Here is a 14,279-nt window from a genome sequence, read left to right on the forward strand (position 1 = left end):
GGCATCGTGTTCATCGAGCGCTCGCAGCGCCGGATCACGGTGCAATATCCGAAGCGCCAGGTCGGCAACCGGATGTTCGGCGGCGAGAATTCCCATCTTCCGCTCAAGATCAATGTGTCGGGCGTGATCCCGCCGATCTTCGCCAGCTCCATCCTGCTGATGCCGGTGACGGTCGCGCAGATGACCACGGCCGGTGGCGGCGGGCCGGAATGGCTCACCACCTTTACCGCGATGGTTGGACGCGGCCAGCCGCTCTATCTGGCGATCTTCGTTTCGCTGATTGTGTTCTTCGCGTTCTTCTATACCGCCATCGTCTTCAATCCGGCGGAGACCGCGGACAACCTGCGGAAATATGGCGGCTTCGTGCCCGGGATCCGTCCCGGCAAGAACACGGCCGACTATCTCGACTACGTTCTGACCAGGCTCACGGTGCTGGGTGCCGCCTATCTCGCGGCGATCTGTATCCTGCCGGAGATCCTGATCAGCCAATATCAGGTGCCCTTCTATTTCGGGGGAACCAGCCTGCTCATCGTCGTGACGGTGACCATGGATACTGTGGGCCAGATCCAGTCGCATCTGCTGGCGCACCAGTATGAGGGCCTGATCAAAAAATCGAAATTGAGGGGGAAACGTCGATGAATCTGATTTTGCTCGGCCCTCCGGGTGCCGGTAAGGGGACCCAGGCGAAACGCCTGGAGGACAAGTTCAAGATCGTCCAGCTCTCCACCGGCGACATGCTGCGCGCGGCGATCGCGTCCGGCAGCGAGGTCGGCCTGAAGGCAAAAAGCATCATCGACTCCGGCGGTCTCGTTTCCGACGACATCATGGTTCAGATGATCTCCGAGCGGATCGACGAGCCGGACTGCAAGAACGGTTTCATTCTCGACGGCTTCCCGCGCACGGTCGCGCAGGCCGAAGCCCTCGACGTCATGCTGGCCGACAAGGGCCTGAAGATCGATCACGTGATCGAGCTCAAGGTCGACGAAAGCATCCTGTTTGACCGCATCCGTACCCGGATCGCACAAACGCCGGAAGCCGAGCGCCGCAGCGACGACAACGAAGAGACGCTGAAGAAGCGCCTCGACGTGTACAAGGAACAGACCGCTCCGATCACGCCGTATTACGCGGCCAAGGGAGCGCTGAAGACGGTGGACGGCATGGCCTCCATCGAAGAGGTGAGTGCTCAGATCGACGCGATCGCGGCGGCCTGAGTTTGGGTTTTGAGGTGCGGGTAAACCGGTTGACTCGGCAATCCGGTTGCGTATAATCCGCGCCCTCGGTTTCGGAGAAACCGTGCGTATTCGCTTGCGCGAATTTTCCGAGTTCGGTGCCTGGGTCAAATGACCCGTAATTTTGTTGGACGCTGACAAGCGTTGTACTGAGGAGTTTGCTCGTGGCGCGCATCGCAGGCGTGAATATCCCGACGCAAAAGCGTGTCGAGATTGCTTTGACATACATTCATGGTATCGGCCGGACCACCTCCACAAAGATTTGTGAGAGTGTCGGAATCCCGCGCGAGCGCCGTGTACATGAACTGACCGAAGACGAAGTCGCGCGCCTGCGCGAGGTCATCGACCGCGACCAGGTGGTCGAGGGTGACCTGCGCCGCAAGGTTGCGATGGACATCAAGCGTCTGATGGATCTGGGCTGCTATCGCGGCCTGCGGCACCGCAAGGGCCTCCCGGTGCGTGGTCAGCGGACCCACACCAACGCGCGGACCCGCAAGGGCCCGGCGAAGGCTATCGCTGGTAAGAAGAAGTAATTCGGGTTCGTCCCGAAAAGCCGGAAGGGCAGTAAATGGCTAAGCAACCGACCCAGGCACGCGTCAAGCGCCGCGAGCGGAAGAACATCACTTCCGGTGTCGCGCACGTGAATGCGTCCTTCAACAACACCATGATCACCATCACCGACGCCCAGGGCAATGCGATTTCCTGGTCCTCCGCCGGTGCGATGGGCTTCAAGGGCTCCCGTAAGTCCACCCCGTACGCGGCGCAGGTCGCGGCCGAGGATGCCGGCAAGAAGGCCGCCGAGCATGGCATGAAGACCCTTGAGATCGAAGTCAGCGGCCCGGGTTCGGGGCGCGAGTCCGCTCTGCGCGCGCTGCAGTCTGTCGGCTTTGCCGTGACCTCCATTCGCGATGTCACGCCGATCCCGCACAACGGCTGCCGGCCGCCGAAGCGCCGCCGGGTCTAAGAGGCGGGCGGCTTCGGCCGTCCTACCGGTAGCGCCTTGGCCCCGAAGCAGTCGGTTTCGGGGCCGAAAGCATAAGTTAGAGGCCCGCGGGTCTCGATAGCGATGAGGTCACTCCCGTGATTCAGAAGAACTGGCAGGCTCTGATAAAGCCGAACAAGCTCGATGTGCAACCGGGTTCGGATCCCGCCCGCAAGGCAACGATCGTGGCGGAGCCGCTGGAGCGTGGATTCGGTCTGACCCTCGGCAACGCGCTTCGTCGCATCCTGCTGTCGTCCCTTCAGGGCGCGGCGGTGACTGCGGTCCAGATCGACGGCGTGCTTCACGAGTTCTCCTCCGTCGCCGGCGTCCGCGAGGACGTCACCGACATGGTGCTCAACATCAAGGCGATCGCGCTCCGTGCCCATAGCGAAGGCCCGCGCAAGATGCGCCTGAAGGCCGAGGGCCCGGGCGAAGTCACCGCAGGCATGATCGAGGCCGGCGCCGACATCGAGGTCATGAACCCGGATCTGGTGATCTGCACCCTCGACAACGGCGCGAGCCTGTCGATGGAATTCACCGTCGAGACCGGCAAGGGCTACGTTCCGGCGAGCGCCAACCGTCCGGAAGACGCGCCGATCGGCCTGATCCCGGTCGATGCGATCTTCTCCCCGGTGCGCCAGGTCACCTACAAGGTCGACAACACCCGCGTCGGCCAGGTCACCGACTATGACAAGCTGTCCGTGACTGTCGAGACCGACGGCTCGCTGACCCCGGAAGACGCGGTGGCCTATGCCGCCCGCATCCTCCAGGACCAGCTCCAGCTCTTCATCAATTTCGAAGAGCCGCAGCAGGTGGTCGAGACCGAAGAAAAGACCGAGCTGCCGTTCAACAAGAACCTGCTCCGCAAGGTGGACGAGCTGGAACTCTCCGTGCGTTCCGCGAACTGCCTGAAGAACGACAACATCGTCTATATCGGCGATCTGGTTCAGAAGACCGAGCCGGAAATGCTCCGGACCCCGAACTTCGGCCGCAAGAGCCTCAACGAGATCAAAGAGGTTCTGGGGCAGATGGGCCTGGCGCTCGGCATGGATATCCCGAACTGGCCGCCGGACAACATCGAAGAGCTTGCCAAGCGGCTGGAAGAGCCGTTCTGAGCGGCCTAAAGCCGTAACGCGCAGTGCCGTGAGGCACTTGAAGATACGAAACTGGAGTTTTCGCGATGCGACATCGTTTTAAAGGCCGCCGGTTCAACCGGTCCGCCAGCCACCGCAAGGCAATGTTCAAGAACATGGCCAACGCGCTGATCAAGCACGAGCAGATCGTCACCACCCTGCCGAAGGCGAAAGACCTGCGCAGCGTCGTTGAGAAGCTGATCACCCTCGGCAAGCGTCAGGACCTGCACGCCCGTCGTCAGGCGATGTCGCAGCTGCAGGACATGGGCATGACCCGCAAGCTGTTCGACGTTCTCGCCGAGCGCTACAAGGACCGCCAGGGCGGCTACACCCGCGTCCTGAAGGCCGGTTTCCGCTACGGCGACAGCGCCCCGATGGCGGTGATCGAACTGGTCGACCGGGACGAGGATGCCCGCGGTCAGGACTCCGGTCCGGTGCATGTCGAGGAAGAAGAGCTCGAAGGCGCGATGCCGGCAGCGATCTGATCGCGCCCGCGCGTATCGACGAAAAGCGAAGGCGGCCTCCGGGCCGCCTTTTCTTTTGTCCGCGAATGAAAAAGCTCAGGCGTGGTCGATCGGTGCCAGGTTGGCGGCGATTTCCCAGATTTCCGCATCGTCCGGCCAGGCCGCGACGAGCTGGGTGAGTTCCTGGCTCAGCAGGTCCGCATGCGCGGCGTCGTCCAGCGCATCGGCGGTCAGCAGCAGGTTGGCGCAGGCCTTGGCATGGACCAGGGCGATCTCCTCGTCCTCCGGGCGGGCGGCCGAGAGCGCGAGGATATCGTCATAAACCAGCCTTGCCTTGCCGACATTTCCGTCCCGGCAAAAATCCGTCATCAGGTTGAAGGCCGCCAGCGACGCCTTGCCGGTCATCGCATCGTCGACAGCGGCGCGATGCTGCAGGTCCCGGTAGACGGCTTCCGCCGAGCTGAGGTCGTCCTTGTCGCCGAAGACTGTCACCAGGGCGAAACCGGCATCGGCCAGTACCTCCGCAAGCTCGGGATCAGGCCCGCGCTGTTCGACGAAACGGGCGAGATCGAAATAGATCTCAAGCGCCTTCTCAGGGGCGTTTGAGCGGGCGAGATAGGTTGCCAGGTTGTAGCTGCCGTTCGCCCTGTGCAGCATGGTGTCGGGGCGGCTGTTCGGCACTTCCGCAAGGGCGCAGAGGGAGCGATGCAGATGGCGGGCCCGGCGAGTGCGGCGTTCGGTGCAATGCGCCGCGATTCGGTTCGAGATCGCCTTGGCGAGGGTGGAACGCAGCAGGCGGTCCGTCGGATGTCGGGCCGCGATGGTGCGGATCTCCTCGAAGGTCTGGTCCGCTTCCCGGTCCTTTCCCTGGCGGGCATATTCGAGGCAGAGCGTGACCGAAAGCTCGCAATAGCCGCGGCGCATGCCCGGATCGTCCGGATGCTCGCTGGCATAGCTCTCAAGTCGCGCGCGGACATCCCGGATGGCGGCGAGCTCCTTGCGCCGGGCATGACAGGCCGCGAGGCGCAGGGCACCGCAAATCAGCCGGTCCCGGACATCGGCGGACCCACTATGATCGCGGGCGAGTTCGTAGAGTGAATCGTAGCAGGCTTGAGCTGCCGCGATCTCGCGGTCGCTGTCTCCGAAATGGCTGAGCGCGTCCGCAAGCTCTCCGGCTCTGGAGATCGTGGCTTTCCCGGCGTCCTGATCGCCTGGCATGAACCCCTCCGTTCCCGGCCCGGCGCGTCTGGTGCGTCCCTTTTGCCCCATGCACCGTCAGCCCATATAGGATAGCGTACATTCGACCGGTTTTTGTGACAACAAACGGAAAAGCGACTGATGCGGGGATCTGATTCCACTCGGTTTTTCGACATTTCTCTCGCCAGGTACCTGGCCAGGACGGCACGTTTGGCCCTTGCCGCGGGACTTCTTCTTCCCCTTCTGGCGGGCGTTCCGGCGATCGCCCAGACCGTCAAGCAGGTGCCGTCCTCGCGCGAGGATATCCAGTATTCCTTTGCCCCGCTCGTAAAGAAGGTCGGTCCGGCTGTCGTGAACATCTACGCCCGGGCCGAGGTCACGGAGCGGCGCGTGTCGCCGCTGTTCGACGATCCGTTTTTCCGACGGTTCTTCGGCGACGTGTTCCCGGGTGAGACCCGCAAGCGCACGGCCCAGTCCCTCGGCTCCGGCGTGATCATGCGGGCGGACGGGCTCGTCGTGACCAACGCGCATGTCATCAAGGGCGCCGACGAGATCACGGTCGTGCTGGCGGACCGCCGGGAGTTCGACGCAAAGATCCTGATCCAGGACGAGCGCACGGACCTCGCGGTGCTGAAGTTCGAGACCGACGGCGAGAACCTGCCCTTCCTCGAGATCCGCGACAGCGACGAGCTCGAGGTCGGCGACATTGTACTCGCGATCGGCAACCCGTTCGGGGTCGGCCAGACCGTGACCAGCGGGATCATCTCGGCCCTCGCGCGGACTGCGCTCGGTATCACCGACTACAGTTTCTTCATCCAGACCGACGCGGCGATCAATCCGGGCAATTCCGGCGGTGCGTTGATCTCGATGGACGGTAAGCTGGTCGGGGTGAACACGGCGATTTTCAGCAATCAGAGGGGCAGCGGCGCCGGGTCCGTCGGCATCGGCTTCGCCGTGCCCTCCAACATGGTCCGCACCATCCTCGAAGGCGTGGACAAGGGGGCGATCGTGAGGCCCTGGCTCGGGGTCTCCGGTCAGACCATGACGACGGCGCTTGCAGAGCAGTTCGGCCTGCCGCGCCCTGTCGGGGTCGCGGTTACGGACGTCTATCCGGACGGGCCTGCCGCGAATGCCGGTATCCGCGTGGGCGACATCATTCTCAAGATCTCCGGCAGGGAGATCGTCGACGAACAGGCGCTGCGCTACCGCGTCGCGACGCGCCCGCTGGAGAGCATCGCCGAGATCGAGATCCTGCGCCGTGGGGAACTACAGACGGTCAAGGTTCCGATGCGGCCGCCCCTCGCCAAGCCGGAGCCGGACGTGCGCGACATGCAGGGACAGCATCCGCTCGCGGGCGCCCGGGTCGCCAATCTCTCGCCGGCCTTCGCCCTCGAGCAGGGGCTCGATGACATGGCACGCGGGGTCGTGATCCTGAAGGTCGCGCGGCAGTCGCCGGCAGCGCGTATCGGGCTCCGGCCCGGCGATGTCGTGATCGAGGTCAACGGCACCAAGATCGAGCTGGTTGCGACGCTCGAGCAGGCGATGCTGGCCGGCCAGCATGCCTGGCGCATCTCGATCCGCCGTGAGGGCCAGGTGCTGACGACGGAAGTCAAGGGATAGGACGTGGCAAGTTTGTTTGAGAGCGAGGCCCCGCGGCCGCTTGCGGACCGGCTCCGGCCGCAGACGCTTTCCGAAGTGGTCGGGCAGGATCACCTGCTCGGCCCGGAGGCGCCGCTCGGGCGGATGATGGCGCGCGGCCGGGTCGCCTCGATCCTGCTCTGGGGACCGCCCGGCTGCGGCAAGACCACGATCGCCCGGCTGCTTGCCGACGGCACCGACATGGAGTTCGAGCCGCTGTCGGCCGTCTTCTCGGGCGTCGCAGATCTGCGCAAGGTGTTCGAGAGGGCGAAGGAACGCCGGCAGATGGGGCGCGGCACGCTGCTCTTCATCGACGAGATCCACCGCTTCAACCGGGCCCAGCAGGACGGTTTCCTGCCCTATGTCGAGGACGGCACCGTCGTGCTGGTCGGGGCGACGACGGAAAATCCGTCCTTCGAGCTGAATGCCGCCCTGCTCTCGCGCTGCCAGGTGCTGGTGCTGCGCCGCCTCGACGATGCCGCCTTCGACAAGCTGCTCGCCCGGGCGGAGGAGATCGAGGGGCGCAAGCTGCCGCTGACCGATCAGGGGCGCGAGGCGCTGAAGGCGATGGCGGACGGCGACGGGCGCTATCTTCTCAATCTCGCCGAGGAGGTCTTCCTGCTGCCGCCGGAGCCGCTGCTCGACGCGGCGGCGCTTGCCCAGACCGTGCAGCACCGGGCCCCGGTCTACGACAAGAACCGGGAGGAGCATTACAACCTCATCAGCGCGCTGCACAAATCGCTGCGCGGTTCGGATGTGGATGCGGCGCTCTACTGGCTCTCGCGCATGCTCGCGGGCGGCGAGGATCCGGGCTACATCATGCGCCGGCTGACCCGGTTCGCGTCCGAGGATATCGGCATGGCGGACCCGGCGGCGCTGCCCCAGGCGCTCGCCTGCTGGGACGCCTTCGACCGGATCGGCTCCCCCGAGGGCGACCTGATGCTGGCGCAATGCGTGATCTATCTTGCGACCGCGCCGAAATCGAACGCGGCCTACAAGGCGGCGGGGGCGGCGAAGCGCTCTGCCAAGGCGACCGGCTCTCTGATGCCTCCGGCACATATCCTGAACGCACCGACTAACCTGATGAAGGATCTCGGCTACGGCAAGGGCTATACCTACGATCACGACGCGCCGGACGGGTTCTCCGGGGCGAACTATTTTCCTGACGGCATGCAGCGCGAGCGTTTCTACAATCCGGTCGAGCGCGGCTTCGAACGCGAGGTACAGAAGCGGCTCGCCTACTGGGACAAGCTGCGCCGCCAGCGGAGCGGCGATGAGGGCTGACGGCGGCTTCGACCTCTATCTCGGGATCGACTGGTCCGGAGCGAAAGGCGCGCGCACGAAGGGTATCCAGGTCGCGGCCGCCTTACCGGGCGGAGCCATGCCGGAACTGCTGCCGAACCCTTTCAGGGACCACGGTATCTGGTCGCGCCTCGACGTGCTTTCCTTCCTCGAGGCGCGGATCTGCGAGGGCATGAGGGTGCTTGCCGGGTTCGATTTTGCGTTCTGCTATCCGTTCGAGGACGCGGGAGCGTATTTCCCGGGACTGCACGCGGCCCCGAAGCATCCCGAGGAAGTCTGGGCCCTCGTCGAACGCTCGGCGGAGGCCGCAGCGGAACTTTATGGTGCGGCGTTCTATCAGCGCACGGACCTCCCGTACCGGGACTATTTCATGGCGCCGGGGCATTCTGGAGAGCTTTACCGCCATCGCCAGCGGCAGACTGAGCTGGCAGCTGCTTCCGTCACCACGCCGCATCCGGTGTTCAAATGCATCGGCGCGGCCAATGTCGGAACCGGATCGCTTGCTGGCATGCGGCTGCTGCACCGGCTCCGGGGCTGGGGTGACGCGGTGCGGATCTGGCCGTTCGATGCCGAGCCGGGCGGCAGCCTGACGGTGACGGAAATTTTCCCCCGGCTCTTCTACAAGCGCGCGTCCGGCGATCCTCGCGCCTGGAGCGCGCGGGACAACCTCGCCGCCGTCTGCCGGTACTACGGTGTCTCGGACGGCACGGTGCCGCAGATCAGGACGGAGGACGAGGCCGACGCGCTGATTACGGCCGCCGGATTGCGCGCCATGAGCGGTGACGCATCGCTCTGGGCGGAGTCGCGGCATCCTGCCGCCGCAAGGGAAGGCTGGATATTCGGCGCCGCTTGGGATAGCAAGCGCGGATGAACATGCTCCTCGCCATCGCGCTCGGCGGCGCTCTCGGGGCGCTCGCCCGGCATAAGGTCGGCTCCCTTGCCATGCACTGGCTCGGCAGCGGCTTTCCCTACGGGACGCTTGCGGTGAATCTCGCCGGATCCTTCCTGCTCGGCGTGCTGACCGGCGGCCTCGCTTTCAGGTTCAACCTGCCACTCGAGGCGCGGGCCTTCCTCATGGTCGGCTTCTGCGGGGCGTTCACGACTTTCTCCACTTTCGCGCTCGATTTCGCGCTCCTGACGGAGCGCGGCAATCTGATGCTCGCGGGGCTCTATGTCGCGATTTCGGTGGCGGGAGCCATCTTGGCCATGTTCGGCGGTCTCGCCGTTATGAGGACGATTTTCGCATGAGCGGTGTCAAGACGGTCCCGGTCGCGGGCGACGAAGCCGAGATGCGGGTCGACCGCTGGTTCAAAAAGCACTATCCCGGCCTCGCACACGGGCGGCTGGAGAAATTGCTCCGCAAGGGCGAGATCAGGGTCGACGGCAAGCGGGCGAAGGCCAACCAGCGTCTGGAGGCGGGCCAGCAGGTCCGGGTCCCCCCGATGGGCGAGGCCGAGACCACGGCGCCTTCGGCGGACACGCGGCCGAAGAAGCAGCCGGAAATCGACGAAGCGCTCGCCGAGGAACTGCGCCAGCGCATTCTCTTCATGGACGATGACGTGATCGCGCTCGACAAGCCGGCCGGTCTCGCGACCCAGGGCGGAACCGGGCAGAAGACCCATCTCGATGCGATGCTCGATGCCCTGCGCTTCGGCAAGCCGGAGCGGCCGAAGCTGGTGCATCGGCTCGACAAGGACACCTCCGGCGTTCTGTTGATCGCCCGCTCCGCGGCGGCCGCGCGCTGGCTCACCGCCGCCTTCCGCGCCAAGACCGCGCGCAAGATCTACTGGGCGCTGGTAGTCGGCGAGGTCAAGCCGAGGGCGGCCCGCATCGACCTGCCGATCGCGAAGCTGCCGGGCAAGGCCGGAGAAAAGATGGCGGTCGATTTCGAGGAGGGCAAGAAGGCGCAGACCGACTACGAGGTGGTCGAGCAGCTGGCCAAGCGCGTCGCCTGGGTCGCACTCAGCCCGGTCACAGGACGGACCCACCAGCTCCGGGTTCACATGATGGAGCGCCGGACGCCGATCGTCGGCGACGGCAAGTATGGCGGGCAGGAGGCGTTCCTGGTCGCCGAGGGGCTTTCCCGGAAGCTGCACCTGCACGCGCGCGAGGTCGAGGTCACGCGTCCGAACGGTCAGCTGCTGCGGGTGTCGGCTCCGTTGCCGGAACACATGCTGAAGGCCTGGCAGTTCTTCGGCTTCGATCCCGACGGCGGCGCCGACGCGTTGCGCGAGGCCTTCTAGATGGCGGCGGGCGATCCCCTGCGTCTCGTCGTCTTCGACATGGACGGGACGCTGATCGACAGTCAGCACCATATTATCGCCTCAATGACCCGTGCATTCTCGGAGAACGGGTTCGCCGCCCCGGCCCCGGCATCGATCAGAACCGGGGTGGGATTGCCGCTCGAGACCATTTTCCGGTCTCTGCTGCCGGAGCAGGATCCGGAGGTCTATCAGCGGCTGGTGGTGGCCTACCGGGACGATCACCGCAGCAAGCTCGACCGGGGCGAGCGGGACGAACCGCTGATGCCCGGCGCCCGCGAAGTGATCGAGCGATTGGATGCGGCCGGATATCTCATCGCCCTGGCGACGGGGAAGGGAACCAGAGGGGCCCGTCATGCGTTGGAGGTGCATGGCTTGATCGACTATTTCGTCAGTATCCAGACAGCGAACACGGCGCCCGGAAAACCGCATCCGGGCATGCTTCTCCAGGCGATGGACGAGGCAGGCGTCGAGGCGCGCGACACAGTCATGGTCGGTGACACGGTCTATGACCTCGAAACGGCCCGGAACGCCTCCGTGGCCTCCGTCGGCGTGACTTGGGGTTATCATGAGCGGGATGCGCTCCAATCTTATGGGGCGGGCGCGCTTATCGACCATTTCGACGATCTGGATGGGGCAGTCGAGCGGCTCTTGGCAAACAAGTAGGAGCGGCGTGATGCGCTTTCTGAAATACGGCCTATTGGCCCTTTTGGCGCTTGTCTTCCTCGCGGTTGCCGGTACGGCGGTCTACGTCTTCACGCTCGACACCGAGGATGTGAAAAAGCTTCTGGCCGAGCAGGTCGAGAAGGCGACGGGCCGGTCGCTGAAAATCGCGGGGCCGCTCAGCTACGAACTTTCCTGGACCCCGAAAATCCGTGCGGAGGATGTCAGCTTCCAGAATGCCGCTTGGAGCGCGACGCCCGAGATGGTCCGCGTCGGGGTGCTGGAAGCCGATCTGGACCTCAATCGCGTCTTCGACGGCATCGTGATCGTCGAGAGCCTGTTCGTCGAGCAGGCCAGCGTAACTCTCGAGCGCGATGCCGGCGGGCGCGCGAACTGGGAGTTTCCGGGAATGGAGGGTTCCGGGGAAGAGGACGATCCCTCCTCGGGCGGACACGGCGGCATGTTCCCCGTTATCAAGAGCGTGACGCTGATCAATGTCGACGTCGTTTATGACGACGCGCTGGAGGGCATTCGCCACGAGGTGGACATCGCCTCGATCGATCTCGATGCGCCGGATATGGCAAACCCCGTCGATGCGATCGTGGACATGTCGGTGGACGGCAAGCGGATTGCGCTTTCGGGCAAGCTGCCGCCCGCCGTTTCCCTCGGGGACGCGAGCGCGCCGCAGCCGTTCGACATTACCGGCGAAGCCATGGGCGAGCCCTTCAAGGTTTCCGGCAAGCTCCTCTTCGCTTACGAGGACGGCGTCCCCGTGAATATCGCGCTTCAGGATCTGAAGGTCGCGGCGCTGTCCTCCGACCTTGCCGGCGAGTTCAAGTTCGACGGATCCGGCAGGATCCCGAAGATTTCCGCCACGCTCAAATCTGAAATGCTCGACCTTCGCCCGCTGGAAGCCCTGGCGAAAGGATCCGGTACGGACAGCCCGCGCGAAACAACGCCGGACGGCATCGCGGATATGCTCGACGAGCGTGTGCCGGCCGACTGGCTGGACGCCGCGGAAGTCGCGTTCTCGCTGAATGTGAAAAATCTGAAGAGCACCCCCGCAGATGTGTCGGATATTGCCCTGACCGCGGAACTGCGGGACGGAAAACTCTCCATTGCCCCGCTTTGGGCGATTTATGCGGGCTCGCCGATCCGGCTCGAAGCGGATGTCACGCGTGACGGACGGGGGCTGGCTGCGCGTGCCGATCTCTCCATCAAGGGTGCGGATTTCGACCGGCTCGCCGGAACGGCGATCGATGTCGCCGGGTTTGAAGCCGGTGGAGATCTCAGCCTGCAGATCGAAACCTCGGGCAGCCGCATCGGTGAGTTGATCGCCGGTGCCCGTATCAAGGGCGAAGCGGGAATGCCCGCGGTACGATACCAGGATCCAGCCGGGCCCGCCGCAGGCCGGGACTTCGCGATCTCCAAGCTCGCGGTCACGCTCGATGTCGTCGGGACCGAGCCGAAGGCAGTTCTGAACCTGATCGAGAACGCGGGCGATATCGGTCTCGATACCCCGCTTCGGAAGATCGTGCTGAAAGGGCTTTCCGGCGAAGCGCATGTCCGGGCAGCCGAGGTCGCGACGGCACAGGACAAGGTGCGCGACCTCGATATCGCGGTCAGTCTGAACGACGAGGTCCTTTCCCTTTCGATTCCAGACATGATGCTCGCGCGGGCGCATCTGCAGGCTGCCTTGCGCATCGAGCCGGCGGGCGAGAAGACCCGGTTCTCGTCCCGCGTGCTCTGGAAGAACGTCGACCTCAACATTGCCGCGCGCCGACTTGGTATCGACGGCCGCGCTGCCGGACGGGCCGATATCGATGTCGACCTGACGGGCGAGGGCCGCACCATCGGCTCCATCCTGTCGGCCGTTGACGGGAGTTTTGGCCTCGATATGGCGGGCGTCACCTATCTGCCCGCCGGCGCGGCGGAGTCCGAAAGGGTCAGGGTCGAGGCCCTGTCTCTGAAGGCTACTTCGATGTCCGAGCCGTTCGTCGGCATGATCAAGGGCAGTTTCGGCGCCGAAGAGGTCGATATCGGCGGCCGCTTCCCCTCACTCAAAGCTCTTGCCGAGAAAGGCCAGGCACTGCCTTTCGACATCGCCGGATCGATCTCCGGAGAGAAGGTTGCGATCAAGGGGCAGCTCACCCTGGTTCAGGCCGGCGACCAGTTCACCAGTTTCACCCTATCCGGGCTCGATGCGCGGATCGGCCGGTCCGACCTGACCGGCTCTGTGAAGCTCGGCCTTGAGGGCGAGCGGCCGAAGGTCGATGTCGTTCTGCAAAGCAACCTGCTCGATCTTGAGCCCTATCTCGACGATCAGGTGGCGGCGGGTGAGCAGCATTCACCGTCGGCCTCCGGCCCGTCCGAGAAGCAGAACGACCCGCTCGACAAGCCGTTGCCGGTCGAAATTCTCGACCTGGCGGACGGATCCCTCGATCTGAAGGCCGGTGAACTGAGGATGCCGGGGCTGACGGCGAAGAATCTCGATCTGCGCGCATCTCTGGCGGACAGGGTGCTGACCGTCTACCCGTCGGAGGGAATCTTCAACGAGGGTCTGGCGAAGTTCCAGGCGTCGATCGACGGCAGCAAGCCTCCGCTGGCCGCGGTCTCGGTCGATGGCACCTGGACCGGAGCGCATTTCGGCGACGTGGTCCGGGAATATTTCGACAGCGACGTGATCAGCGGCTACGGCAACGCCTCGCTGGCGCTCAACGCCCGCGGCCGGACGCCGCGGGAGACGATGGACACGGTCAGCGGGCATGCGGCCGTCTACATGAAAGACGGGAAGGTCTCGAACACCTACTGGGAGCTGATCGCCGCCGACCTCGTCACCAGCCTGCTGCCCTTTATCGGCAAGACAGCCGACAAGGAAGGCAAGCTGAACTGCATGGTGACCCGCTTCGACATCAAGGACGGGAACGCGGATTCCACGGTCTTTCTGGTCGACAGCTCGCGGGTGACCGTGGGCGGGGACGGCACCGTCAACCTGCGCGAGGAGACGGTGGATTTCCTTCTTCAGCCGAAACCGAAGGATTTCAGCTTCGTCAGTCTCGCCACACCGATACGGATCTCGGGGCCGATGACGGATCCGAAAATCTATCCCGATCCGGCCGGCGCCGCGAAATCGGCCGTGCTGGGCGCGGGGGCGGTGGCCCTGACGGCGATCAACCCGCTCGCCCTGATGCTGCCCCTTGTTTCGTCCGGCTCCAGCGAGAATCCTTGTCCGGCCGCCATCGCCCTGGCGGAAGGCATGAGCCCGGAGGAGGCTGCCAAGATCGGCGCCGAGGCCAACGGGGGTGCCGACAAGCCGGCGGGAGTTCCAAAAACGGCCGACGAAGTCATCAAGCTTCCCGGGAAGGCCGTTGACGGTATCTTTGGCGGGATCAAGAAGCTTCTGGAGTAAC

General features: G+C 64.7%; 14 protein-coding genes. 13 read left to right on the forward strand and 1 reads right to left on the reverse strand.

Annotated elements, in window-relative coordinates:
- The 6 genes from JJ959_RS14450 to rplQ all read left to right on the forward strand — a co-directional run.
- The coding region (locus tag JJ959_RS14450; protein ID WP_292884793.1) for a preprotein translocase subunit SecY at nucleotides 1–639 on the forward strand (639 nt) is incomplete at its 5' end.
- Nucleotides 636–1,211, forward strand: a complete 576-nt coding sequence (locus JJ959_RS14455; protein WP_292884796.1) for an adenylate kinase — start codon at nucleotides 636–638, stop codon at nucleotides 1,209–1,211. The genes JJ959_RS14450 and JJ959_RS14455, both read left to right, overlap by 4 nt.
- Nucleotides 1,212–1,393: 182 nt before the next feature.
- Complete coding sequence (gene rpsM / locus JJ959_RS14460; RefSeq protein WP_193188647.1) at nucleotides 1,394–1,762, forward strand: 30S ribosomal protein S13; 369 nt, start codon at nucleotides 1,394–1,396, stop codon at nucleotides 1,760–1,762.
- A 35-nt stretch (nucleotides 1,763–1,797) separates the two neighbouring features.
- The gene (gene rpsK / locus JJ959_RS14465; protein ID WP_292884804.1) at nucleotides 1,798–2,193 is read left to right on the forward strand and encodes a 30S ribosomal protein S11; all 396 of its coding nucleotides are present in this window, start codon (nucleotides 1,798–1,800) and stop codon (nucleotides 2,191–2,193) included.
- A gap of 116 nt (nucleotides 2,194–2,309) precedes the next feature.
- Entirely contained in the window at nucleotides 2,310–3,326 is a 1,017-nt protein-coding gene (locus JJ959_RS14470) for a DNA-directed RNA polymerase subunit alpha (protein ID WP_193188643.1), read from the forward strand.
- A 65-nt stretch (nucleotides 3,327–3,391) separates the two neighbouring features.
- A complete protein-coding gene (rplQ, locus tag JJ959_RS14475; RefSeq protein ID WP_193188641.1) occupies nucleotides 3,392–3,829 on the forward strand; it encodes a 50S ribosomal protein L17 in 438 nt (145 codons plus the stop codon).
- Nucleotides 3,830–3,904: 75 nt separating this feature from the next.
- Here the strand turns inward: rplQ and JJ959_RS14480 are convergent, their stop codons facing one another.
- On the reverse strand, nucleotides 3,905–5,026 hold the full coding sequence (locus JJ959_RS14480; protein ID WP_292884810.1) for a hypothetical protein: 1,122 nt from the start codon (nucleotides 5,024–5,026) through the stop codon (nucleotides 3,905–3,907).
- 189 nt (nucleotides 5,027–5,215) lie between these two features.
- On the opposite strand from JJ959_RS14480, the gene JJ959_RS14485 reads away from it, so the two are divergent.
- Genes JJ959_RS14485 through JJ959_RS14515 form a run of 7 tightly spaced genes read left to right on the forward strand, consistent with a single transcriptional unit; the run spans nucleotide 5,216 to nucleotide 14,278 of the window.
- Nucleotides 5,216–6,625 (forward strand): Do family serine endopeptidase, encoded by a 1,410-nt coding sequence (locus tag JJ959_RS14485; protein WP_292884812.1) that lies wholly within the window; start codon nucleotides 5,216–5,218, stop codon nucleotides 6,623–6,625.
- Nucleotides 6,626–6,628: 3 nt separating this feature from the next.
- On the forward strand, nucleotides 6,629–7,927 hold the full coding sequence (locus tag JJ959_RS14490; RefSeq protein WP_292884815.1) for a replication-associated recombination protein A: 1,299 nt from the start codon (nucleotides 6,629–6,631) through the stop codon (nucleotides 7,925–7,927).
- The gene (locus tag JJ959_RS14495; RefSeq protein WP_292884817.1) at nucleotides 7,917–8,816 is read left to right on the forward strand and encodes a hypothetical protein; all 900 of its coding nucleotides are present in this window, start codon (nucleotides 7,917–7,919) and stop codon (nucleotides 8,814–8,816) included. Before JJ959_RS14490 ends, JJ959_RS14495 begins: the two co-directional genes overlap by 11 nt.
- Nucleotides 8,813–9,193, forward strand: a complete 381-nt coding sequence (gene crcB / locus JJ959_RS14500; RefSeq protein WP_292884820.1) for a fluoride efflux transporter CrcB — start codon at nucleotides 8,813–8,815, stop codon at nucleotides 9,191–9,193. The genes JJ959_RS14495 and crcB overlap by 4 nt, the downstream gene beginning before the upstream one ends.
- On the forward strand, nucleotides 9,190–10,188 hold the full coding sequence (locus tag JJ959_RS14505; RefSeq protein WP_292884823.1) for an RluA family pseudouridine synthase: 999 nt from the start codon (nucleotides 9,190–9,192) through the stop codon (nucleotides 10,186–10,188). Before crcB ends, JJ959_RS14505 begins: the two co-directional genes overlap by 4 nt.
- Nucleotides 10,189–10,872 (forward strand): HAD-IA family hydrolase, encoded by a 684-nt coding sequence (locus tag JJ959_RS14510; RefSeq protein WP_292884826.1) that lies wholly within the window; start codon nucleotides 10,189–10,191, stop codon nucleotides 10,870–10,872.
- Nucleotides 10,873–10,882: 10 nt separating this feature from the next.
- Nucleotides 10,883–14,278, forward strand: coding sequence for an AsmA family protein (locus JJ959_RS14515; protein ID WP_292884829.1), 3,396 nt, complete (start codon nucleotides 10,883–10,885; stop codon nucleotides 14,276–14,278).
- Nucleotide 14,279 lies beyond the last annotated feature (1 nt).

This window comes from Nisaea sp. (genome assembly GCF_017640745.1).
GTDB lineage: Bacteria > Pseudomonadota > Alphaproteobacteria > Thalassobaculales > Thalassobaculaceae > Nisaea.

Coding starts and splice junctions, on each gene's coding strand:
- crcB (WP_292884820.1), top strand. CDS start 8,813: ATGAACATGCTCCTCGCCATCGCGCTCGGCGGCGCTCTCGGGGCGCTC.
- JJ959_RS14455 (WP_292884796.1), top strand. CDS start 636: ATGAATCTGATTTTGCTCGGCCCTCCGGGTGCCGGTAAGGGGACCCAG.
- rpsK (WP_292884804.1), top strand. CDS start 1,798: ATGGCTAAGCAACCGACCCAGGCACGCGTCAAGCGCCGCGAGCGGAAG.
- rplQ (WP_193188641.1), top strand. CDS start 3,392: ATGCGACATCGTTTTAAAGGCCGCCGGTTCAACCGGTCCGCCAGCCAC.
- JJ959_RS14480 (WP_292884810.1), bottom strand. CDS start 5,026: ATGCCAGGCGATCAGGACGCCGGGAAAGCCACGATCTCCAGAGCCGGA.
- JJ959_RS14495 (WP_292884817.1), top strand. CDS start 7,917: ATGAGGGCTGACGGCGGCTTCGACCTCTATCTCGGGATCGACTGGTCC.
- JJ959_RS14505 (WP_292884823.1), top strand. CDS start 9,190: ATGAGCGGTGTCAAGACGGTCCCGGTCGCGGGCGACGAAGCCGAGATG.
- JJ959_RS14515 (WP_292884829.1), top strand. CDS start 10,883: ATGCGCTTTCTGAAATACGGCCTATTGGCCCTTTTGGCGCTTGTCTTC.
- JJ959_RS14510 (WP_292884826.1), top strand. CDS start 10,189: ATGGCGGCGGGCGATCCCCTGCGTCTCGTCGTCTTCGACATGGACGGG.